Source organism: Pontibacter lucknowensis (assembly GCF_900156415.1).
Lineage (GTDB): Bacteria > Bacteroidota > Bacteroidia > Cytophagales > Hymenobacteraceae > Pontibacter > Pontibacter lucknowensis.
Genome location: NZ_FTNM01000003.1, coordinates 243,812 through 264,019 on the forward strand (window position 1 = coordinate 243,812; position 20,208 = coordinate 264,019).

The following is a 20,208-nucleotide window of genomic DNA, read 5'->3' on the forward strand; positions in this document are numbered from 1 at the left end:
AGTTTATTTGGTCAATAGGCTAAGGCTATACCTGCAGTATGCTTACGCTACCAGGGCCGCCGCACACATGAAGGTGAAGCCTATCTGCTATTGCATAGAGGCTGACATCACACAAGGCAGAAGACTTTTCTGCTATCAGCCTTAGAGCAGCTCGGCAGCGTGCTTTCTGGCGTTAAGACTTTCTGTCACGATCTGGCCGTCAAACAGGTTTACAATGCGGTGCGCATATTCAGCATCAGAAGGAGAGTGCGTTACCATTACCACCGTCGTGCCGGCATCGTTGAGCTCAGACAGCAGCGACATCACCTCTCGGCCATGAACTGAGTCCAGGTTACCGGTCGGTTCGTCGGCCAGGATCAGGCTTGGGTTGGATACTGTGGCACGGGCAATGGCGACACGCTGCTGCTGACCACCGGAAAGCTGCTGTGGGAAGTGCGCATGGCGGTGGGCGATGCCCATGCGTTCCATGGCCTCTTTCACGCGCTTGTCTGCCTCGGCACGCGGTATACCCAGGTAAGCCAGTGGCAGACCAATGTTTTCCTCTACCGTGAGCTCATCGATCAGGTTGAAGCTCTGGAACACAAAGCCCAGGTTATGCTTGCGGATCTTGGCACGCTGGCGCTCCGATGCATGGCTGATGTCCTGGCCCAGGAAGCGGAAAGTACCGCCCGAAGGACTGTCAAGCAAACCGAGGATGTTCAGCAGCGTGGACTTGCCACAACCGGATGGACCCATCACCGCCACAAATTCGCCTTTGGCGATGCGCAGGTCCACACCCGCCAGGGCAGTCGTCTCAACCGTATCGGTGATGTATTTTTTCTCTAACTGCTGTGTTTCGATGATAAATTCTTCCTTGCTCATGATATCTTAATTGTTATGTTATTTAATAGTTAAATTATCAGATTTTTGATGGTTAAATTGTTCATTCAACCCTTAATTTACTTTAACTCCAGCCTATCTATATCGCCGTAGCTTTCATAGGAGGAGAGGACCACTTTCTCACCTGGCTTCAGTCCATCAAGCACTTCGTAATGCTTCGGGTTCTGGCGTCCGAGTTTGATGGAGCGTTTGGTCGCATGGTCTCCTGACTTATCCACCACGAATATCCAGCTGCCGCCTGTGCTTTGGTAGAAGCCGCCGCGTGGCAGGAGTACGGCCTTGCCGCCATCATTCAGGTTTAGCCTGATCTGCAGCGTCTGACCGCGGCGTATACCTTGCGGAGTGGTGTCCCCGGCAAATTCCAAGTCTACCTGGAAAGTGCCGGCTTGCACTTCTGGGAACACTTTGGCTACTTTTAGTTTATAGTTCTGTCCGTTGAAGTCGAAGTTGCCTTCCAACCCGGGGTATATGCGGGAGATGTAGTGCTCATCAATAGAGGCCCTCACCTTGTAACCGCTCATGTCGTCTACCTGGCCAATGTTCTCGCCGGGGCCTTTTGACTCGCCCACTTGCGCCTTCAGCGTAGAAAGCTGACCAGATATAGGGGCGGTTACATACAAGCTGTTCAGTGTGTTGCGGGCCATGTTGATATTGGCCTGCATTCTTCTGATGGACTCATCCAGCTGGCGCAGGCGGTCATCCAACAGCTTTGCGTCCTGCTTCACGGAGCGGTCGCCCAGAATCTTACGTTTCTTAAGGTACTCGTATTCGTCTTTAGAGGCTTGAAATTCCTCCTGCGAGATCACTTTTTCATCGAACAAGACTTTATTCCGGTTGTAGGCCCGCTCAGCAGTTGCCAGGTTGTATTCAACCTCGGCTAGCTGGTTCAGCTGTCTGATCTGCTCCTGCTTCATGGTGATCTCAGAATTCTGACGTTCGTTCATGAGGTCATAGAGCTGCGTTTCACGGGTCATGAAGTCAATCTGGAGCGTCGTGTTGGAAAGCTTCAGAATAGTGTCTCCTTTTTCCACCATGCGGCCGTCATCGGTATAGATCTTCTCCACACGGCCACCTTCTGATATGTCCAGGTAAAATGTTTTGAGAGGCTCCACCGCACCATCAATGGCGATGAACTCCTGGAACACACCATTCTCCACTGTGCCCACGGTAATGCGCTTGCTGTCAACGTTGAGTTTAGAGGAGTGTTCTGCAAAAAGTAGGTTGTATAGAATCACCACCAACAGCAGGGCAGCACCGGCTATAGCAGCAATTTTCTTAGGGGTGTATTTTTTCTTTTCTAGGACGCGATCCATAGCGGGGAAAGAGTTTCTGTGTAATGCTGATCAAAGATTGCCAATAAATGTGCCATTGTAATTAAGATGCTGTATAGCAGTCTTTTGTGTATTGTTTGACTGATGGTGTCAAGTTAAACTGTTCGGTATCGTACACTCCTTTGTCTGTATGCGAACACTTGAACACACAAGTAAAAATACACTGTTTTTCTCTTTCTGAATTTGCGGCGGGACATGGTGCTGTAACTTTTGGTATTCTGAAACAGAAAGTATTTCTTTACCCCGAAGAATTTGTAAAGCCCTTGCAGCTCATGCGGAAAATTGATTGTAAAATACTGGTTGTAGATGACGAAGAAGACATCCTGCTGGCAAGCAGACTGCTGCTCAAGCAGCACTTTGCTACGGTGGTGACAGCTTCGGATCCCTATAGCATCCCGGCTTTGCTGCAGGAGCACCGTTTTGATGTAGTGCTGCTGGATATGAATTACAGCACCGGCGCCACCTCCAGTAAAGAAGGACTGCACTGGCTGAAACAGATCCTGAAATTGGCACCGGAAGTCAAGGTAATTCTGATGACTGCCTATGGCGATATTGAGCTGGCAGTGCGTGCCCTCAAAGAAGGAGCCACCGATTTTGTGCTAAAACCATGGCAGAACGATAAACTGGTGGCTATCCTCAAAACTGCCTGTCAGCAGAATAGGGGGGTAGGCAAACGCAGTGCTGAAACAGCGGCGCGAAACCAGACCGCCTTCCACTATGCCGGTTTTATTGGCGTATCACCGGCCATGCAGCGGGTATACCAGACGATAGAAAAAGTAGCCGGTACGGATGCCAATGTGCTGATACTCGGAGAGAACGGCACAGGCAAGGAAGTGGCAGCACGTGCCCTGCACCGTAAGTCGAAACGGGCCGATAAGGTTTTCGAGAAAGTAGATTTGGGTGCTATCAGTGAGACACTCTTCGAAAGTGAGCTATTCGGCCACGCCAAAGGCGCCTTTACTGATGCCAAAGAAGAGCGCATGGGACGGATGGAGGCTGCAAATGGTGGGACTTTGTTCCTGGATGAAATAGGCAATCTGTCGCTGCCGCTCCAGGCCAAACTCTTGTCTGTGCTGCAAAACCGCCATGTGATCCGGCTTGGTACCAACAAGTCCCGCCCGATTGATATACGCCTGATCTGCGCGACCAATATGCCGCTGTACGATATGGTGCGGGAAGGCACCTTCCGCCAGGACCTGCTGTACCGCATCAACACAGTCGAGATATACCTGCCCCCATTGCGGGAGCGTCGGGAGGATATACGCTTGCTGGCGGAGCACTTCCTGCGCGTGTACAGCCAGAAATATGAGCGTGAAGGGCTAGGTATAGCACCAGGCACCATCCGCCGGCTGACCGAGTACCGCTGGCCGGGCAATATTCGGGAGCTCGACCATGCTCTGGAGCGAGCCGTGATTTTGTGTGACCAGCAGGAGCTGCAGCCAGAGGATTTTTATTTTGCACCGGGCGATGTGTCAGGCAAGGCCGCCGATAAAGAGCCTGTTCTGGAGAGTGACTATACCTTGGAGGCGCTCGAGAAAATGATGGTGCAGAAAGCCCTTGTCAAACACGCCGGAAACATCACACATGCAGCAAAGGAACTTGGTATCACCAGAACCGCACTTTACCGCCGAATAGAAAAGCATGGTTTATAACCGCTTCAGAGCAAACCTACTGCTGCGGGTGGGGCTGTTGATCATCAGCATCGCTGGGATCACACTGGTCCTGTACCGCACCGAATGGTACATGACCGCCGTGTGCATCGGCTTGTTGCTGCTCTTTCAGCTCTACGACCTCGTGCATTATGTGGAGCGAACCAACCGCGATATCTCGAGTTTTCTGGAGGCGATACAGCACTCGGACTTTACGCAGCATTTTGCTGTAAAAGGGGGTAACCCAGCATATAAGGAGCTTTACCAATCCTTCAACGATGTGACTGATGCCTTTCAGCGCATCAAAACCGACAAGCAGGCGCACCACCTGTACCTGCAGGCGATCGTGGAGCACATTGGCGTAGGTATCGTTTCTTTTGATGAGAGTGGACGTGTGGAGTTGGTGAATCACGTGTTAAAAGAAGTACTGCACACGCCCCACCTGGAGCACATAGAATCGTTAGGCCGCATTAGCGAGGAGCTGGTGGAGGTGATGCGCAGCATCGGGCACAATGAGAGAAGGCTCGTTACCCTGCAGGTACGGGATGAGCAGCTGCAGCTGGCCCTGCATGCCACCATCCTGTTTTCGCAGGGACGAACGCTCAAGATCGTTTCGTGCCAGAACATCAAATCTGAACTGGAGGAGCAGGAGCTGCAAACATGGCAGAAGCTGATCCGGGTACTCACCCATGAAATTATGAACACCATCACACCGGTCATCTCCCTTACGGCTACTGTTTCGCAGCTGATGGAAGAGGAGGTAGTTAGGAAAGCTGATGTCGGAGAGATACCTGAACAGGAGGTGCTGGAGGATATACAGACGGGATTACAGACCATTGAGAAACGCAGTACCGGGATGCTCCACTTCGTAAAGAACTACCGCCGCCTGATGCGTGTGCCAACCCCGGAATTGAGAACCGTAAAAGTAAAAGACCTGCTGAAGAGTGTGCAGACCTTACTTCAGCCTGAAATGGAAGCCAGGCAAACGAAGCTCTCCATCTACCTGCGGGAGGAAAAGGCGGAGTTGCAGATAGACCCGGAGCTGATCGAACAGGTGCTGATCAACCTGATCAAGAACGGGATGGAAGCAAGCCATAAGGCTGCAGGCCCCTGTGTGGAGGTAATTGCCTATCAGGAAGAGCAGGACAGAAATCGCTTTAGGATTGATGTGCAGGACAATGGGACAGGGATTGCTCCTGAAGACCTGGATAAGATTTTTATTCCTTTTTTTACCACCAAAAAGCAGGGCTCAGGTATAGGTCTCAGCCTCTCCAGGCAAATCATGCGGCAGCATGGAGGCAGCATACGTGTCAGCAGCCCCCCAGGCGGCCCTACCACTTTCAGCCTGATCTTCCATATCAATGATGAGTAGTAAGTAATTAAGAATGGTTTGGAAGTCGTTGAGTGGAAGCGCCAAGCAGCTGAAGCTCAGGTATACCAGCTTCCGCTACTCTTAATTACAAATTATAAAATTACTCACTACTCATCATTGATTCCTACAGGTTTTGCTGAATGATTTGGTTTAGCTGATGTCCCGGCACAGCACCGGCCTGTTTCCAAACTACCTGTCCGTTTTTGAAAAGCATAAAAGTCGGCACGCCCTGCACACGGTACTGCTGTGCGGCTGCCTGGTTCTTGTCCACGTTTATTTTGATGACCTTCAGCTTACCCGAAAAGTCCTTCGCTAGTTGCTCCACCACCGGGTTCATCATTTTGCAGGGGCCGCACCAGTCGGCATAAAAGTCCACGAGTACCGGCATGCCCGGGCTTTTGATCAGTTCAGCGAATGATTTCTTTGCCATAGCTCTCTTGTTTAACCTATTTTACGAAGTGCAAAGCTAAAGGATAAAAGCCGCGAACACCAACTAGTCATACGGAAGGCACATCATGTTACGCTTTTCTGAGTGGAGGATACACGGCGTGGATACTGCATCCCGGCATTATAAATGCAGGATGGACTGCGCTCTACCTGGTTTGTATACCAACCGGGAACTATAGCCAGCGCGGCTTGATTATTGTAATGACAAGATTTTCCCTGATTAACATGACGAAGTTAAAATATAAGCTGAAGTACTGGATCAGCTCTCTGGTGATTGCTGCTCTATTAGTAACAACCACCTTCCCGCTCAACTCATGCAGCAAAAGCGATGCGGCTGTACCTGAAAACGTAGTGGAGCGCGAACTGCTCGTTTCGTCAGAGAAGGTAGGCACCCTGCCGGCTGCCATGCTCAAGCAACTGGCCGGCGCCTATGCCGGTAGCTTCCAGAATCAGATCAAATATGATGTGGCGATTTACAAAGTAAATTACCGCACTACTTTCCAGGGACGCGAAACCGTAGCCTCCGGCTTAGTCGCTCTGCCGATGAACCTGACTACTCCCGCTCCGGTGCTGAGCGTGCAGCATGGTACCATCTTTAAACACGACGAGGCACCTTCTGCCACAAGCAGCGGCCTGGCTGGTTTTGAGGTGTTCGCCTCTGGTGGCTACATCACGCTTATACCTGACTACCTGGGTTTCGGTGCTTCTAAACAACTACTGCACCCCTACTATCATCAACAGTCCTCAGGTATAGCCGTGGTCGATATGATTAAGGCGGCCAAGTCGCTTTACGCCCAGGAAGGTATGACTGACAATGGGCAGTTGTTTCTGGCGGGCTACTCCGAAGGCGGCTATGTAACACTGGCTACACAAAAAGAAATAGAAACTAATCCGCAGCATGGCCTGAAAATCACCGCCTCCGGTGCAGGAGCCGGTGGCTACGACCTGACTGAGATGCTGGCCGATGTAGTTGCAGGAAAGCCTTATACCTATCCGGCCTACCTGGCCTATGTGCTGATGAGCTACAATAAAACGTATGAGTGGAACCGTCCGCTTTCTGATTTTTACCAGGAGCCTTACGCTACCCGACTAGCTGGTTTATTCAATGGCCAGCACAGCGGCAGTACCATCAATAAGGAACTGACTACTCAGACGGAGAATCTGTTTTCGGCTAATTTCCTGGAAGGACTCCGTGGGAATGGTGAGCAGACGCTCAAGAAGGCCCTGCAGGACAATAGCTTTAACAGCTGGGTGCCACAAAGCCCGACTCGACTTTATCATGGCACTGCCGATGTGATTGTACCTTACGCTAATTCTAAGCAGACCTATGAGCGTATGAAGGCCGCTGGTACCCCAAGTCTGGAGCTTATACCTATACAGAATGGCACACATGGCAGCAGCCTGATTCCGATGCTTACCGACTTGATTCCATGGATGCAGTCGTTTGGGGCAAACCCATAACCGGAGGAAGCTACACCTTGCTACATTTCAAACTATACACCATTGGGATCAGGTTTTCTAAATGCTTGATGCGCCAGTGGCCGTCGGGGCCCTGCACGGTGTGGCTGAAGCAATTGTAGGGGGAGTAGGGGAATTCGTGGAATAGCTCCAGTTGCAGCCCTTGGTTTAGCAGAGCCGTGATCACTTCGCTCAGGCTGTGGTTCCAGGTGTATTCTTTGTATTGGATCTGTGCCTCCGGATCGGCGTAGGTGCCGGTGCTTTCCTCTACAATCGGTTCGGGGGAGTTATGGTAGGGGTACTGAACCTGCGTGAAGTCATTGTCGAACATCCATACCACAGGATGGAACTCCGCCATGTAAAAAGTGCCGCCCGGCTTCAGGAAATGTGCGATTACTTCGGCCCAGCGGTTCAGGTCAGGCAGCCAGCCGATGACGCCGTATGAGGTGAACACAATATCAAACTGCCCCTGCAGGTTCTCTTTCAGATCATACACGTTGGAGCACACGAACCGGGCGTTCATGCCTAGCTCGTCGTTCAGCCTTTTAGCTTCTTTTATGGCCTCGTCCGATAGGTCTATACCTGTGACTTCGGCTCCCAGTCTGGCCCAGGAGAGGGTGTCCTGCCCGAAGTGGCACTGCAGGTGGAGCAGGCTCTTGCCGGCCACAGGTCCCAGCTCTTCCAACTCTATAGCATTGAGGCTCGACTTCCCTGCCTTGAAGCTGGCGACGTCATAGAAAGCTGAATCCTTATGCACCGCTGTGCGCAGGTTCCAGGCCTGTCTGTTCGCTTCAAAATATTCCTGTTCCATCCCTTCTTTTTTGAAGTGTAAGATTATTTAAAAGATAAAAATACTATAAATTGCTTAATCTAAAATTTTCTATATTTACATTTATTCTTCGCTACGAACAAATTACGATCGCATGAAAGTTACAGGAAAAGAAGGCGGGCCGATAGACCGTGCCCAAGCAAAGAGATGGACAGCCAAATACAGATCAAGCGGCAGAGGGAAAACCAATTCACACTTGTTTGGGGCTGATACGGTAAGAAAGCTGTTGGAGCAGGAGGGATGCGTAGGTATGCGGATTTATTATGCCCTGGATGATAATGGCGAACAGCAGTTGTTGTTAGTAGGAACAGATGAAGAAGGAAGCGATATGACTGAGGGCCTGATTCTGGATTTATCCAGCCCTTGCCCCCCAGATTGTTCTGTAAGTGGTGAATTAGCCGGTTAATGGACTTTTTCATAGGACATATTTACCCTTGGTTAAGGTGGACATCAATATTGAGTCCTGTTCTTCCTTTGGTAATTGGTTTGTGGCTGATTAGAAAGCAGAAGAACAAGAAGTTCATGCTGTTGCTTTTGTTCATCACTATCGGTGTGTTGACAGAGGCAGTGTCATTGATTACTGTATGGTCCGGTACCAAAAATAATCTGTGGCTTGGACATGTATATACCTTACTGGGCTTCAGCGTGCTGGCAGGGATTTTTTACTATAGTTTTGACAAGCTTATCCTGAAAAGATCTATTATTGGCGGGATTGTCGGACTTTGCTTGTTGATCTATTACGATTCCTTTATGGCGGATGGGATCATGAAAATGAATTCGGTCTCAAGGATTGCCGCAAATGCGATGCTAATCATGATGGCCATCACCTACTTCTATAAGGTCGCAAACAATGCAAAGATCATTTACCTCGATCGCGACCCTATGTTTTTGCTAAGTTGCACAATCTTAATCTATTATGCCGGTACAAGTATGTCCTATGCCATCTTTAACGAAGCACTGGCTATTTCTTACGACACGGCACGCATCTGCTTAGCCATCATATTCGTGCTGAATGTACTTTTTTACAGTAGCCAGGCATTTATCTTAAAGAGAATGGCCGCATGATAGAAACCCTAACTCCTTTACTCATCATCACCCCGGTACTGCTGGTGCTGGCCATCGGCATTATCGTGTTCGTATTCGCCTACCAGCGACGCATGTTGCAGCACCAGGAGCACCTGCGCGAACTGCAGGAGCTGCGCCAGCGGCAGATGCTCGAGGCTGCCCTGGAAGCACAGGAAGCTGAGCGACGCCGCGTAGCCCGCGACCTGCACGACGAAGTGGGCGGTATGCTGGCCCTGATCCGACTCAACATTGGACAGGTTGAGCGCAAGTGCGCTGAAAACGAAGCTGCCGCCGAAACAGCCCATCGATCCAAAGAATTGCTCGACGAGGCCATCCAAAGCGTGCGCCGCATCTCCCACGACCTGCTCCCTGTTGTGCTCGACAAAATGGGGCTGGTGCAGGCCATCAACAGTCTGGTGCATTCTGTGCCGCCGGATAGTGGCCTGGAAGTGAAGTTTACCCACAATCTTGAAAATTTCCGGTTGGAAGCCCGGCAGGAATTGCTGCTGTTCCGTATCCTACAAGAGCTCGTGAACAATACCTTAAAGTATGCGGAGGCTACGCAGATTACGATCAACCTGCATCGGGAAGACGATAAGCTGACTCTGCGTTATACTGATAACGGCAAAGGATTTAACTACGACGCCACCCTGGATACAGGAAGTGCAGGCGGTGGACTAGGCCTGAAAAACCTGCAGAGCCGTGTGGACCTGCTGAATGGTGCCATTAACTTCTTTTCGAAGTTAGGGGCTGGCATCAAAGCTGAAATAGTGATCCCTGTTGCATATATTATCATTATTATTTATAACTTTGGTTTGCTAAACTAAGCTTTACTATATGGAGCTGCAGCCACTTACACTAGCGATCGCCGATGATCATACCCTTTTCAGGAAGGGCGTAATCGAAATTCTAAAGAATTTTGAAGAGATTACTGTGATAAGTGACGCTGCAAACGGTGTAGAGCTGCTGGAAAAGATCGAGGCTAACCTTCCCGATATCATCATGCTGGACCTCGAAATGCCCGACATGGATGGTATTGCCGTAGCCCGTTACGTACTCAGCAAATACCCTACTGTTAAAATCCTGGTCGTTTCGATGTACGGAGAGGAAGAGCTGGTCAGGAAACTGCTTGACGAGGGTGTACACGGTTACCTGCTCAAAAGTGCCGATCCGGAGGAGCTTCGGGAAGTGCTCCAACTGCTCCGGAACGGTAAGACGCACTACCCGGTCTTCTCTCAGAATTTTTTTACGCTACGATAAGATATAAAAAGCCGCCCTTACGAGCGGCTTTTTACATGCTTGTCAGCCAACTGCCCGGATGCGGCTTACCACCCACACAGCCACCAACGTGGCTACACTCGCCATGATGCCCACCCAGTTGAAGTGAGTTAAGCTGCCATTGGCAGTTTCCTGCACAATGAGCCCACTCACGAAGGCGGCTATACCTGCGCCCAGCTGCTGCACAGACGAATTGATGCTCATGAAGCTACCGCGCAACTCCGGCTCTACACTGGAAGTAATGAGTGACATGGCCGGCACAAAGCGGGCTCCGAAGAAGATGAAGAAGATCGTGGACACAGTGAGCGCCAGCACCATACCTACAGGCGGCAGGTTGGTGATCAGCACGATCGGGATGATAGAAAGGATGGCAGCCCATCGAAAGATAAACTGCTTCCCATATTTATCCGCCAGTCGGCCCGCCCACTGGGAAGTGAAGACCGTCGCCAGTCCACCGAATAAATAGATGTAACTCAGGTCACGCTCCGTAAAACCCACATTGGCTACCATGTAAGGACTGATGAAGGGCACTACCAGAAAACCCGCCATGGTGAGCGTAACGGTGAGCGCCATAGCCCACTGCAGGTTAGGCTGCACTACCATCGCTTTGAGCGCCCGGAAGGGATTGCCACGTTTTGCATTGGTCAGGTGCCCCCGCATGGCTGGCAGAAAGCGCACCGCCACCAGCAGAATAAGCATACTCAGGCCCACGAGCAGGTAAAACGGAGCATGCCAGCTCATCTCACTGGCCAGGTATAGCCCGATCGGTATACCGGCAATAGAAGCCACCGAAAAGGCTGCCATCACACGACCGGTAGCAGCACCACGGCGCTGCTCCGGTATGGAATCGCCAATTATGGCCAGTACCAGCGCTCCCAGCACACCACCAAAACCGCCAGCCACGACCCTGGCCAGTAGTAAGAGTCCGTAGTTAGGGGCAATGGCACAACCCAGTGTTCCGATGATAAAACCCAGGTATAGTGCCAGCAAAGCATGTTTACGGTCAAACCGATCGATGAACAGGGCGCTCACAAAACCGGCGATGGCCGCACTGAAGGTATAGGCCGACACCAGCAGGCCAAACTCACGGGGCGAAATGTTGAAGACCCGCATCAGCTGCGGACCTAGCGGCATCATGATCACAAAGTCCATCATGTGCGTAAACTGGATAGCCGCCAGCAGAAAGATTAGCAGGCCCTCGCGAATCTGAACTTTAGGTACCAATGGCTCCTGCACAGGAGCACTTATCGAAGCAGGAGAATTTTCCTGAAAATTATTCATAGTTTAAACATTGAAATCAAAACAGGGCGCCAATGTACAAATAATTTGCGACCGCTGTAGGTAAATTTTATTTCTGTTCATGCTTCACGATAGTTCTCCAAATGATGCCCTGACTAATCGAAGAACTTTGGGTATACGTGATTCGGCCTTTGAGTGCCTTACTCCTTCAGCGGATACTTCAATTGGTTAGTTTCTCTGAGAAAATGTCAACAGGAAGTGAGCGATTGTAGCAGGGCGCAAGTATTGTAAATTTGCGAGCGGAACAAATGTTTTATGAATGCGTGAGGATATGATCTGTAAATAGGCTGTGCTATCGAGTATGAACCAGTGCAGCGGGCAAGGCTTAAGTCCAAGTGCCCGGAAATGTAATGCGGTAATCGAATTCGGAAGGCAAGGTTGAAGGGTTCCAGCAAAACAATCTTTCCAAAGGGAAAATCTCCGTTTTAGTATTCCTGACTGTATTGCCAGGAACTGACCATGATACTCAGAACATAACGGACCCTGTGCTCTGAAGAGGACTTTGATCAGGACAATTCAATCTTTTCAGCTGTAATTGAGAGCCCCTGTGAAAAGTAAAATCTTGTATGGCAAAGAAAGAAGAGCAACTGATTTGTGAACTATGCGGCCGGGAGGTGCAGTATCTCACCAGGCACCACCTTGTGCCCCGGGAGGAGGGAGGCCGCTACGGTGCTACGGCCGAACTTTGCCAGCCCTGCCACAGTACCCTGCACCTGACCTTCAGTAACCGCGAACTGGCCACCCTATACAACTCCATCCCCGCCCTGCAGCAAGCAGAGGATATGCAAAAATACCTTAGGTGGGTGCGCAACAAGCGCATTGAGCGCATCTCCAACAGACGTGGCCGCAGACGCTAGTCTGATTGTTTCTGTTGCATTAGGCGTTCTTGCATGGCTGCCTCACCTTTCTCGCGTATGGCCAGCACCAGGTCGGTTTTGAACTGGTGGAAGCTCCCCTCCAGACCGGCCGGATAGCTGTGCGGGTTTAACAAGCGACGAATGCTTTCATGCAGTTTGCTGAGCTCTTCTTCGCGGTGTTTGCGGATGGTTTTCAGGTCGGGTAGTTCCGTTACGAGTTTTCCTTTGTTCAGCACAGGTATAAGCAGGTCTTTGTAAAGGGTGTCCTCCGGTACTGATTTGCGACGGGTGCTGTCGAGCGGATTCACGATCAGCACTTTTTCAGGCAGAGGTACCGCTTCGTTGTAAATCATGTCTGCTATAAAGCCTTGCTCGTCATAGTAGCGGCGTACCTGCTGTATACCTGGGTTGGAGGTTTTTTCGAGTTGCTCCGATAGTTTCAGGCTGTAACTCCATTCCCCATTTTCCTGCTTGAAGGCAGCCAGTTTGTACACCCCGCCCAGCGCCGGCTGGTCGTATGCCGTCACCAGTTGCGTACCGATTCCCCACACATTGATCCTGGCGCCTTGCTGTTTCAGACTGTTCACGATGCTTTCATCCAGGTCGTTGCTGGCCACAATATTGGTATAACCCATACCTGCTTCGTCGAGCAGCTTGCGGGCCTCAATGCTTAGGTAGGTCAGGTCGCCGGAGTCAAGGCGGATGCCGTTGAGTTTAAAGCCAGTCGGCTCCAGTTTTTTGGCTACCTCAATGGCGTGGCGCACGCCTTCCAGTGTGTTATAGGTATCTACCAGGAACACGGAGTCGTGCGGGAAAGCCTGCCCGTAAGCTTCAAATGCTTGTTCTTCGCTTTCAAAAGCCTGCACCCAGCTGTGAGCATGCGTGCCTCGCACTGGTATGTCGAAGAGTTTGCCGGCCAGCAGGTTAGAGGTTGCATCTATACCTCCCACATAAGCAGCCCGGGTAGCTGCCAATGAACCGTCTATACCCTGGGCGCGTCGCATACCGAATTCAATCACAGTGTCGCCCTTGGCAGCGTCCTTTATGCGGGCTGCTTTGGTGGCGATCAGGGTCTGGAAGTTCACGATCGTCAGCAGGGGCGTCTCCACCAGCTGCGCCTGCAGCAAAGGTCCACGCACCCGGATCAATGGCTCGCTCGGGAACACAACGGTGCCTTCCGGTATGGCATCCACGTCGCAGGTAAAGCGCAGGTCACGCAGATAGTCCAGGAAAGCCTGCTCGAACAACGGTTCGCCCTGACTGCCTTGCAGGCTGCCCAAGTAGGCCAGGTCCTCATCTGTGAACTGCAACTGCTGCAGGTACTCCACCGCATGCGCCAGTCCTGCTGCCACGGTATACCCCCCTTTGAAGGGTGACTTACGGAAATAGAGATGGAATACGGCTTCACGCTCTGCTATACCCTCTTTCCAGTAGCCGTAAGCCATTGTGAGTTGATATAAATCGGTCAGAAGCGAAAGGGAGCTGCGGTAGAGTTGCTGGAGGGTATTGTTCATGTTTGCTTGTAATAAGATAGTCAGTAGAAAGAACGAAAGCGGACACAATTGGATGTGGTGCCTATGTGCTGCGAGTACTTCTTTCCTTCAGCCTGGGGAATGAAGAAATTGCTCAACCTAAGTACCGGGTCATTCTTTACCTGTTTTGTTGAATGCCCGAATTTAAAGGATGACATCAGATTTAGCTATATTTAAGGCATGATAAAGCGACAGTTTATACCTTTTAGCGAAGTAAAAGATAAAAAAGCCATCATTGTGGATAGCATGCACCCCAACGGACTGGTGCTGTCGCACTGGCGGGGCGCTCCCACACCGGCTGAAGTGCGCGACGATACCAGCGCTGCCATGGTGCTGCACGCCCTGCGGCTCAACCTGACCGGTCTGGAACTGCCCTATGTCACGGCCAACCATTTCGACATCGACGGATTTGTGGGTGTATGGAGTCTGCTGAATCCGGAGCTGGCGCTGGAAAACGAGGAATTGCTGCGCCTGATGGCCCACATCGGCGACTTCCGCGAACTCGACCTGAACCACCCGTTGGCAGGGGAGGCGCTGAAACTGGTCTGCTGGCTCAATACCCGGGAGCGCGACATGTTCTATGCTCCTTTTGCTGCCGACGAGTCTGAAGAAAAGGAAGCAAAACGCTGTGTGGATAAGTTCAGGTATTTTCTGCGTGAGTTCGGCCGTGTGCTCCAGGATCCTGATTGGGAAAAGCCGGTGTGGGAAGAGGAGGTGGCGGACGTGCTGCTTGGCTACCGCGACATGTACAAACCCGACACCAAACTACAGCGCTACCCCGACTTGGGCCTGATCGTGATCGACACCCAGCGTCCGGTGCATTATTATGCCCTCTTCAGCCGCACCATTGGATTTGACATCGTGCTGAGCTGCTACGAAGGCAACCGCTACGAACTGGAGTACAAGTATACCACCTGGGTTGATTTCGCCACCAGGCCCACACTCCCTCGCATAAGCTTGAAGCCACTAGCCGAGCAACTGAATGCCCTGGAAACCTCCGACTATACCTGGACGGCCGACAATTTAACAGAAACCGGACCGCTGCTGCGCCTCGAAGGGAAGGACCTCTCGCGTACAGAACGCTACGATCATCCAACCACCCGCGAGATTTACACCTCGTCTATACCTGCCAGTCAAGTGCAGCAAGTGGTGGTGGATTATTTCCGGGAGAAGTACGCAGGTATAGCCCCGAAGCACTACTGGGCCTGGGAGGAGGTAAAAGGGCTGAACAGTGAGATCGGTAGATAGTGTAGGAGCTATGCTCAGAGTTTGTTTCCTGGATCCGTTTCATACATTTTTTGTTATCCTAAAAGGATCGTGTTAAAGAGGGGGCTTACCCCCTCAAATAGCAGCAGCTCAACCTCCCGGGCTAGGGACCAATGTCGTTAACCTAAGGAATTGCTCTTCCGGATTGATCAATCCGAATCGGCTTTAAGACTGTCCCTTTGAGAGGACAGTGCTGATTAATAGGAAACCCCTGCAGTGGCTTTATGGAGAACATTTGGCTGGTTTCAAAAAGAACCCTCATTGGAGGTATAATGGGGTGATAGGGATTTTGCCGGAGGTGATGGAGGTCATTTTTATTATCGGGATTAAAGCACATTTTTGCTTCGATACGTATACATAGTAAATCTTTGATATAGATGCCTTGCGCAACCACCAGACACCATGAAAAAAATCCTTTGTCCAACCGACTTTTCTAAAACAGCTGCCAAAGCCCTGGATTACGCTGTACTGATCGCCCGCCAGTCCGGAGGCCACCTAACCCTACTGCATGTTGTACACCTACCGATTGTCGATACTTCTGAAACCGCCCTGGTGGCCAGCGAACTGCTGGGTGAGCAGATGCGGGATGCCGAAGAAAGACTGGTGAACCTCTGCCGTGAAATAGAGGAACGCCACGGGGCGAACCGGGGCGGGGGATTCACCTGCGACTACATCTTGAAGGAAGCGCTTCTCACCGATATAACAGAGCACCTCACCAAAACCAGCGGCTACGACCTGATTGTGATGGGCACGACAGGCGGCGGCAATGCCCTGGAAGAACTGCTGATCGGCAGCAACGCCGAAGCGGTAATGGAGCAGGTGAAATGCCCGGTGCTTTCCATACCTTCTACCTCAGAGTATCCGCGCATCAATAAGATCGTTTATGCCTCTGACTATGCGCAGGATGATATTGCCACTTTGCGTGAAGTGCTGGATTTTGCCAGTATGTTCGGGGCCAGCGTAGATGTGGTGCATGTAAATAAAGAAGGGCGCACGAGCAGCGATAAAAAAGGACGTTTTGTGCAGGAGATGGAAGCGGCATTCCCGGGCGCACCAATCCATTTTGAAGAAGTGGTGAGCAAGCACCGTGCTGACGGTATAAAAGAGTACTACGACGCTTCCGGAGCCGACATGGTAGCGGTGCTGCGGCGTGAAAAAGGTTTTCTGCGGGAGCTCTTCTCACAAAGCCTGGCCGAGAAAATGACCTACCAGGCAGAAGTGCCGCTACTGGTGCTAAAAGGCAGGCGATAGGTATAGAACAGAACAGCCATAAAAAATGCGGCAGTTTTCTCAATAGCTGCCGCATTTTTTATGTTCTGAAGTCAGTTTATTATTTGTCTCCAAGCCCTGTTTCCATGCGCACGGCACTTTCATCAAATACGTAAGCCAGGTCGGCGCTGCAGGTTTCGCAATTGTAGCGGTCAAAGGCCTCCACGGCACGTGGCAGCGTCAGGTTGCGGAAAGTACTCGCGCAGCTCACCAGTACCGGGCAGTCATGCTTCTGGTGAAACAGGTCATCCGTTGGGTCCATACAAATGTAGACGCGCTTTTTCTCCACCCCCTTAAAGGAGTAGTTTTCAGGCTTTGGTCGGGGAGTCCGCTGTGTCGTGTCAGCAACTGCAGTTGTCTCCTGTGTTTCGGTTTGTTCTGTTTGTGCGTTGTCAGGCGACTGGCAGGCAGCCAATGAGATGAGCAGGCCAAACATACCTGCCAGGGTCTTTTTAAACATATAAGTGATGTGTTGAATAGAATGCGAAACCAAAATAGGAGGAATTATTTAGGGCTGCAAGTTTTATCGGCCCGTCGGTTGTGCTGGCGGATCGCCTCGGCTTCTGTCACTGTCAGCACCTGCTCTTTGCAACGCTTCAGAACGGAGCAGTCCTTGCTATAGTGATACACAGCCGAGCCGGAGCTGTCGCAAAGGTATACCTGTCGTTTGGTGGCCCCGGCGGGTATAGCGGCTTTGCTGTTGTCTACAGGCTCGGGTTTCTGCTTGCGGAAATCCCAGGGGGCTACCGGATTAGGGTCTTGCCAGAGGCCTCTTTTAAAGCGTCGGGCATCGGCCTCCAGGTTGGCCAATGTTTTGTCTTTGGAATAGGCGGTATAGTGCCAGGCAAAACCTTCGCGCACCAGTTCCTCATTCAGGTTGCGGCCATCAGGCAGTATGATCGTGCCCACGGTGCGGCCATAGCGGTCTTTGTTGTGCTCAATCAGGCGCACGTTTTTACCGAAGGCCAGGTCGGAGGCAAATTGCTTCGCTCGCTGTCCGTAAGCCTGGTTCTTCTCAGGTGTATCAACTCCCAGTAAACGTACCGTGATGGTCTGCCCGTTACGCAGCAGCTCAAAGGTATCACCGTCTTTTACACCGACTACACGGTCACCAGGTATAGCAGGTGTTTCGTCATCAGGCGTGGCCCTGGTGTTGTCAGGTGGAACCACAACCGGCCTCTCCGGTTCATCGGATTGGGTCGTAGAGGTGGGCTCCACAGGATGCTCAATGGCCCCACGGCGCTGGCGGAATTCTTCGCGTGCTTTTTCGTTGTCCTGCTTGCAGCCGGGGGCAGCCAGCAGACTGGTGAGTGAGAGCAGGTATAAGATGAGCTTGTTCATGGGGCAAAGGTGCTGCTATTCTCCTTTTACCGCAAACAGAAGTATTTGTTTTTATTGCCTGCGGCTGCAAAAAAAGCTGCCTCCTGTCAGAAGCAGCCTGCACGAAGTTTTCCTATAAAAGCACTAGGCTAATTGCAGCTGTTCGGCTGTTTTTTCTTCCGTCTCCTCTGGGCTAGGTGGCGTGTTGATTTCGTCTTCGTCTTCCTCTGCTTTCACAGTGTGGGGTAGGGTAAACAGGAAAGTACTGCCCTTGCCCGGCATACTTTCTACCCAGATCGAGCCGCCATTGTGCTCCACAAAGTCTTTGCATAGCGCCAGGCCCAATCCGCTCCCTTTTTCGTTAGCGGTGCCCCGGCTGGAGTAGCTGCTGCCTCCAAACAGTTTCTTCTGCACTTCCTGTGTAATGCCTATACCGGTGTCTTTCACCGATACCAGCACGAAGTCATTTTTCAGCTTCGCAGTAAGTGTCACGGTATCACCGGCCTTACAGAACTTGATGCCATTGGAGATCAGGTTTCGCAGCACCAGGCGAACCATTTCCTTGTCGGCGCAGCCTGTCAGGTTGGGATCGATCTTGTTTTCCAGCACAATATCTTTGCTGCTGGCGACTGGCTGTAACAAGCGGATGTTCTCGTCCGCCAACTCCCGCAAAGGCAGTGGCTTGGGATCAGCCTCGAAGCCCTCCATCTGTGCCCTGGCCCAATCAAAAAGATTGTCAAGCATCCACAGCACATTTTGCTGCCCCTTTACCAAGCTGTTGAAAAGCCCCTCCTGCTTATCGGCGGGAACTTTGCCCATGGCCATTACATGCAGCAGTCCCTTGAGCGCCACCAGCGGGCCACGCAGGTCGTGCGCGATTACGGAAAAGAGTTTGTCTTTGATGGTGTTAAGCTGGGTGAGTTTTTCCTTCTGAATATTGAGCTGCTGGGCCTGCTCCGTCAGGGCTTTCTGATGCTGGTTCAGTGCCTCGTTCTTATGCATGATCAGCTCATTCTTTTGAGTGAGCAGTTTGTTGATGCGACTCTGGTGCTGCCTTCCCCTGAAGAACACATAGGCCATGGCGCATACCAACAGCAGCAGGGCAACAGTGAAGTACTGCACGATGCTGCGCTGTTCCAGCTTGCGCAGGTTCAGCTCCTGCTCTGCCCGCAGGAGCAGGTTTTCCTTGTCCTTCTGGGCTGTTTCGTATTTCACGCGTTCCTGTGCGATGCGGTCTGCCGCCCGTTCGTTGTGCAGGCTATCGTTATAAGCCATGTGCAACGTCAGGTAATGGTGTGCCATCTCGTAATTGCCCATGGCTGCGTATATGCGGTCCAGAATGGCTGCGTTCTCCTTCAGCACATACTTGCCCTCGTAGGCTTTGGCAAGCTCCATGCTGGCTAAGGCGTTGTCGAGTGCTTTCTCGTATTTACCTGCCTTGAGATACGATTCGGCCTTGCCCCGCAACACATACACCTCGTCGTGCGGACTACCCAGGTTATTGGCGATCTGGTGCGCCTTGTTGAAATAGGTGAGAGCCGTCTGGTAATCGTTCTTGCCATTGTAGGCTTCCCCGATATTGATCAGCGAAATCAGAATTCCCTGCTTATCGTCCAGGCCTTCCTGAATCGGGAGTGCTTCGCGGTAATAGACCAGCGCCAGGTCATACTTTCCCTGGTCCAGGTATACGCCGCCTATATTGCTCAGGGCACTGCTCATGCGCAGTGTGTCCTGTGCCGTGGTGGCAAGTGAGAGTGACTTTTTGTAGAGCGGAAGCGCTTCTTTGTGGTTGTGCTGGTCGGCATACACGTTGCCGATGTTGTTATAGCTGGCACTCAGGTCAGAGGGGTCACCCAACTTCTCGCGGATGCGAAGCGCCATGTAATAAAACTGAACAGCCTTGTCGATATCGCCGAGCAGGTAGTGGCCTGAGCCGGTTTCATTATAGGCCTGTGCCAGCAGTTTGTCATCGCCTGCCTTCTGGGCCAGTGCTACTGCTTTGTTGCCATAGGAAATGGTGGTTTTCGGGTTGATGCTTTTGTGCACCTTGCTCAGTTCGCAGTACAGCTCTATCTTCCGGGTCACATCTTCAGTCTGGTCCAATTCAGTTTTCAGATCCTGTATCAGGATCTTTTGCTGTGGCTGCGTAAGACTTATAAGTAGGAATAGACGAGTCAGGAATAGTAGAAGCATAGGTACCTCTCTACAGTTACAATTACCGTAATAAATTCAGTATTAGTGAGCAATATAAGGATTTAATGTTTACAAATGCTAATCTGAATCCGGGAATATAAAGGCACTTTAGAAAAATGCAATTAGCTTTTAAACGAAGTGCTGCTACTCGCCACAGGAGGGTG

At 51.4% G+C, this 20,208-nt stretch carries 19 protein-coding genes; 10 read left to right on the plus strand and 9 right to left on the minus strand.

Going from position 1 to position 20,208, the window contains the following annotated elements; translation table 11 throughout:
* Positions 1 to 141 precede the first annotated feature (141 nt).
* The gene (locus tag BW972_RS11865; RefSeq protein ID WP_007660718.1) at positions 142 to 861 is read right to left on the minus strand and encodes an ABC transporter ATP-binding protein; all 720 of its coding nucleotides are present in this window, start codon (positions 859 to 861) and stop codon (positions 142 to 144) included.
* Positions 862 to 938: 77 nt separating this feature from the next.
* On the minus strand, positions 939 to 2,192 hold the full coding sequence (locus tag BW972_RS11870) for an efflux RND transporter periplasmic adaptor subunit (RefSeq protein ID WP_076422300.1): 1,254 nt from the start codon (positions 2,190 to 2,192) through the stop codon (positions 939 to 941).
* A 290-nt stretch (positions 2,193 to 2,482) separates the two neighbouring features.
* Between BW972_RS11870 and BW972_RS11875 the strand changes: the two genes are divergently transcribed.
* The gene (locus BW972_RS11875; RefSeq protein ID WP_076422463.1) at positions 2,483 to 3,862 is read left to right on the plus strand and encodes a sigma-54-dependent transcriptional regulator; all 1,380 of its coding nucleotides are present in this window, start codon (positions 2,483 to 2,485) and stop codon (positions 3,860 to 3,862) included.
* Positions 3,852 to 5,231 (plus strand): sensor histidine kinase, encoded by a 1,380-nt coding sequence (locus tag BW972_RS11880; RefSeq protein WP_076422301.1) that lies wholly within the window; start codon positions 3,852 to 3,854, stop codon positions 5,229 to 5,231. Before BW972_RS11875 ends, BW972_RS11880 begins: the two co-directional genes overlap by 11 nt.
* A 124-nt stretch (positions 5,232 to 5,355) precedes the next feature.
* Here BW972_RS11880 and trxA read toward each other — a convergent pair whose 3' ends face one another.
* Positions 5,356 to 5,661 (minus strand): thioredoxin, encoded by a 306-nt coding sequence (gene trxA / locus BW972_RS11885; RefSeq protein ID WP_007660722.1) that lies wholly within the window; start codon positions 5,659 to 5,661, stop codon positions 5,356 to 5,358.
* 242 nt (positions 5,662 to 5,903) lie between these two features.
* Here trxA and BW972_RS11890 point away from each other — a divergent pair, with 242 nt between their 5' ends.
* Positions 5,904 to 7,139, plus strand: coding sequence for a lipase family protein (locus BW972_RS11890; RefSeq protein WP_076422464.1), 1,236 nt, complete (start codon positions 5,904 to 5,906; stop codon positions 7,137 to 7,139).
* A 10-nt stretch (positions 7,140 to 7,149) separates the two neighbouring features.
* Here BW972_RS11890 and BW972_RS11895 read toward each other — a convergent pair whose 3' ends face one another.
* On the minus strand, positions 7,150 to 7,947 hold the full coding sequence (locus BW972_RS11895; protein ID WP_007660731.1) for a class I SAM-dependent methyltransferase: 798 nt from the start codon (positions 7,945 to 7,947) through the stop codon (positions 7,150 to 7,152).
* A gap of 112 nt (positions 7,948 to 8,059) precedes the next feature.
* Between BW972_RS11895 and BW972_RS11900 the strand changes: the two genes are divergently transcribed.
* The 4 genes from BW972_RS11900 to BW972_RS11915 are packed head-to-tail and all read left to right on the plus strand — an operon-like array spanning position 8,060 to position 10,290.
* Complete coding sequence (locus tag BW972_RS11900; RefSeq protein WP_007660733.1) at positions 8,060 to 8,371, plus strand: hypothetical protein; 312 nt, start codon at positions 8,060 to 8,062, stop codon at positions 8,369 to 8,371.
* Complete coding sequence (locus BW972_RS11905) at positions 8,371 to 9,030, plus strand: hypothetical protein (RefSeq protein WP_076422302.1); 660 nt, start codon at positions 8,371 to 8,373, stop codon at positions 9,028 to 9,030. The genes BW972_RS11900 and BW972_RS11905 overlap by 1 nt, the downstream gene beginning before the upstream one ends.
* Positions 9,027 to 9,857: a sensor histidine kinase gene (locus BW972_RS11910; protein WP_007660738.1), complete on the plus strand. Its 831-nt coding sequence runs from the start codon at positions 9,027 to 9,029 to the stop codon at positions 9,855 to 9,857. The genes BW972_RS11905 and BW972_RS11910 overlap by 4 nt, the downstream gene beginning before the upstream one ends.
* 10 nt (positions 9,858 to 9,867) lie before the next feature.
* The gene (locus tag BW972_RS11915; protein ID WP_007660740.1) at positions 9,868 to 10,290 is read left to right on the plus strand and encodes a response regulator; all 423 of its coding nucleotides are present in this window, start codon (positions 9,868 to 9,870) and stop codon (positions 10,288 to 10,290) included.
* A 42-nt stretch (positions 10,291 to 10,332) separates the two neighbouring features.
* Here the strand turns inward: BW972_RS11915 and BW972_RS11920 are convergent, their stop codons facing one another.
* Positions 10,333 to 11,589 carry an MFS transporter gene (locus BW972_RS11920; protein WP_076422303.1) on the minus strand — a complete coding sequence of 419 codons (1,257 nt, stop codon included), beginning with the start codon at positions 11,587 to 11,589 and terminating at the stop codon, positions 10,333 to 10,335.
* Between the two features lie 584 nt (positions 11,590 to 12,173).
* Between BW972_RS11920 and BW972_RS11925 the strand changes: the two genes are divergently transcribed.
* A complete protein-coding gene (locus BW972_RS11925; protein WP_007660744.1) occupies positions 12,174 to 12,464 on the plus strand; it encodes an HNH endonuclease in 291 nt (96 codons plus the stop codon).
* Here the strand turns inward: BW972_RS11925 and BW972_RS11930 are convergent.
* The gene (locus tag BW972_RS11930; protein ID WP_076422304.1) at positions 12,461 to 13,978 is read right to left on the minus strand and encodes a nicotinate phosphoribosyltransferase; all 1,518 of its coding nucleotides are present in this window, start codon (positions 13,976 to 13,978) and stop codon (positions 12,461 to 12,463) included. The two genes, BW972_RS11925 and BW972_RS11930, sit on opposite strands and share 4 nt — an antisense overlap.
* Positions 13,979 to 14,176: 198 nt before the next feature.
* Between BW972_RS11930 and BW972_RS11935 the strand changes: the two genes are divergently transcribed.
* Positions 14,177 to 15,244, plus strand: coding sequence for a DUF6687 family protein (locus BW972_RS11935; RefSeq protein ID WP_076422305.1), 1,068 nt, complete (start codon positions 14,177 to 14,179; stop codon positions 15,242 to 15,244).
* 420 nt (positions 15,245 to 15,664) lie between these two features.
* Positions 15,665 to 16,513: a universal stress protein gene (locus BW972_RS11940; protein ID WP_007655963.1), complete on the plus strand. Its 849-nt coding sequence runs from the start codon at positions 15,665 to 15,667 to the stop codon at positions 16,511 to 16,513.
* A gap of 79 nt (positions 16,514 to 16,592) precedes the next feature.
* On the opposite strand, the gene BW972_RS11945 is transcribed toward BW972_RS11940, so the two are convergent.
* The 3 genes from BW972_RS11945 to BW972_RS11955 all read right to left on the minus strand — a co-directional run bounded on the left by BW972_RS11945 (position 16,593) and on the right by BW972_RS11955 (position 20,044).
* Positions 16,593 to 16,991: a hypothetical protein gene (locus tag BW972_RS11945; protein ID WP_076422306.1), complete on the minus strand. Its 399-nt coding sequence runs from the start codon at positions 16,989 to 16,991 to the stop codon at positions 16,593 to 16,595.
* Between the two features lie 44 nt (positions 16,992 to 17,035).
* A complete protein-coding gene (locus BW972_RS11950) occupies positions 17,036 to 17,872 on the minus strand; it encodes a thermonuclease family protein (RefSeq protein ID WP_076422307.1) in 837 nt (278 codons plus the stop codon).
* Positions 17,873 to 17,995: 123 nt separating this feature from the next.
* Positions 17,996 to 20,044 (minus strand): tetratricopeptide repeat-containing sensor histidine kinase, encoded by a 2,049-nt coding sequence (locus BW972_RS11955; protein WP_076422308.1) that lies wholly within the window; start codon positions 20,042 to 20,044, stop codon positions 17,996 to 17,998.
* Positions 20,045 to 20,208 lie beyond the last annotated feature (164 nt).

Coding starts and splice junctions, on each gene's coding strand:
- BW972_RS11910 (WP_007660738.1), top strand. CDS start 9,027: ATGATAGAAACCCTAACTCCTTTACTCATCATCACCCCGGTACTGCTG.
- BW972_RS11955 (WP_076422308.1), bottom strand. CDS start 20,044: ATGCTTCTACTATTCCTGACTCGTCTATTCCTACTTATAAGTCTTACG.
- BW972_RS11875 (WP_076422463.1), top strand. CDS start 2,483: ATGCGGAAAATTGATTGTAAAATACTGGTTGTAGATGACGAAGAAGAC.
- BW972_RS11920 (WP_076422303.1), bottom strand. CDS start 11,589: ATGAATAATTTTCAGGAAAATTCTCCTGCTTCGATAAGTGCTCCTGTG.
- BW972_RS11890 (WP_076422464.1), top strand. CDS start 5,904: ATGACGAAGTTAAAATATAAGCTGAAGTACTGGATCAGCTCTCTGGTG.
- BW972_RS11950 (WP_076422307.1), bottom strand. CDS start 17,872: ATGAACAAGCTCATCTTATACCTGCTCTCACTCACCAGTCTGCTGGCT.
- BW972_RS11865 (WP_007660718.1), bottom strand. CDS start 861: ATGAGCAAGGAAGAATTTATCATCGAAACACAGCAGTTAGAGAAAAAA.
- BW972_RS11930 (WP_076422304.1), bottom strand. CDS start 13,978: ATGAACAATACCCTCCAGCAACTCTACCGCAGCTCCCTTTCGCTTCTG.
- BW972_RS11915 (WP_007660740.1), top strand. CDS start 9,868: ATGGAGCTGCAGCCACTTACACTAGCGATCGCCGATGATCATACCCTT.
- BW972_RS11900 (WP_007660733.1), top strand. CDS start 8,060: ATGAAAGTTACAGGAAAAGAAGGCGGGCCGATAGACCGTGCCCAAGCA.
- BW972_RS11940 (WP_007655963.1), top strand. CDS start 15,665: ATGAAAAAAATCCTTTGTCCAACCGACTTTTCTAAAACAGCTGCCAAA.
- BW972_RS11925 (WP_007660744.1), top strand. CDS start 12,174: ATGGCAAAGAAAGAAGAGCAACTGATTTGTGAACTATGCGGCCGGGAG.
- BW972_RS11905 (WP_076422302.1), top strand. CDS start 8,371: ATGGACTTTTTCATAGGACATATTTACCCTTGGTTAAGGTGGACATCA.
- BW972_RS11870 (WP_076422300.1), bottom strand. CDS start 2,192: ATGGATCGCGTCCTAGAAAAGAAAAAATACACCCCTAAGAAAATTGCT.
- BW972_RS11895 (WP_007660731.1), bottom strand. CDS start 7,947: ATGGAACAGGAATATTTTGAAGCGAACAGACAGGCCTGGAACCTGCGC.
- trxA (WP_007660722.1), bottom strand. CDS start 5,661: ATGGCAAAGAAATCATTCGCTGAACTGATCAAAAGCCCGGGCATGCCG.
- BW972_RS11945 (WP_076422306.1), bottom strand. CDS start 16,991: ATGTTTAAAAAGACCCTGGCAGGTATGTTTGGCCTGCTCATCTCATTG.
- BW972_RS11880 (WP_076422301.1), top strand. CDS start 3,852: ATGGTTTATAACCGCTTCAGAGCAAACCTACTGCTGCGGGTGGGGCTG.
- BW972_RS11935 (WP_076422305.1), top strand. CDS start 14,177: ATGATAAAGCGACAGTTTATACCTTTTAGCGAAGTAAAAGATAAAAAA.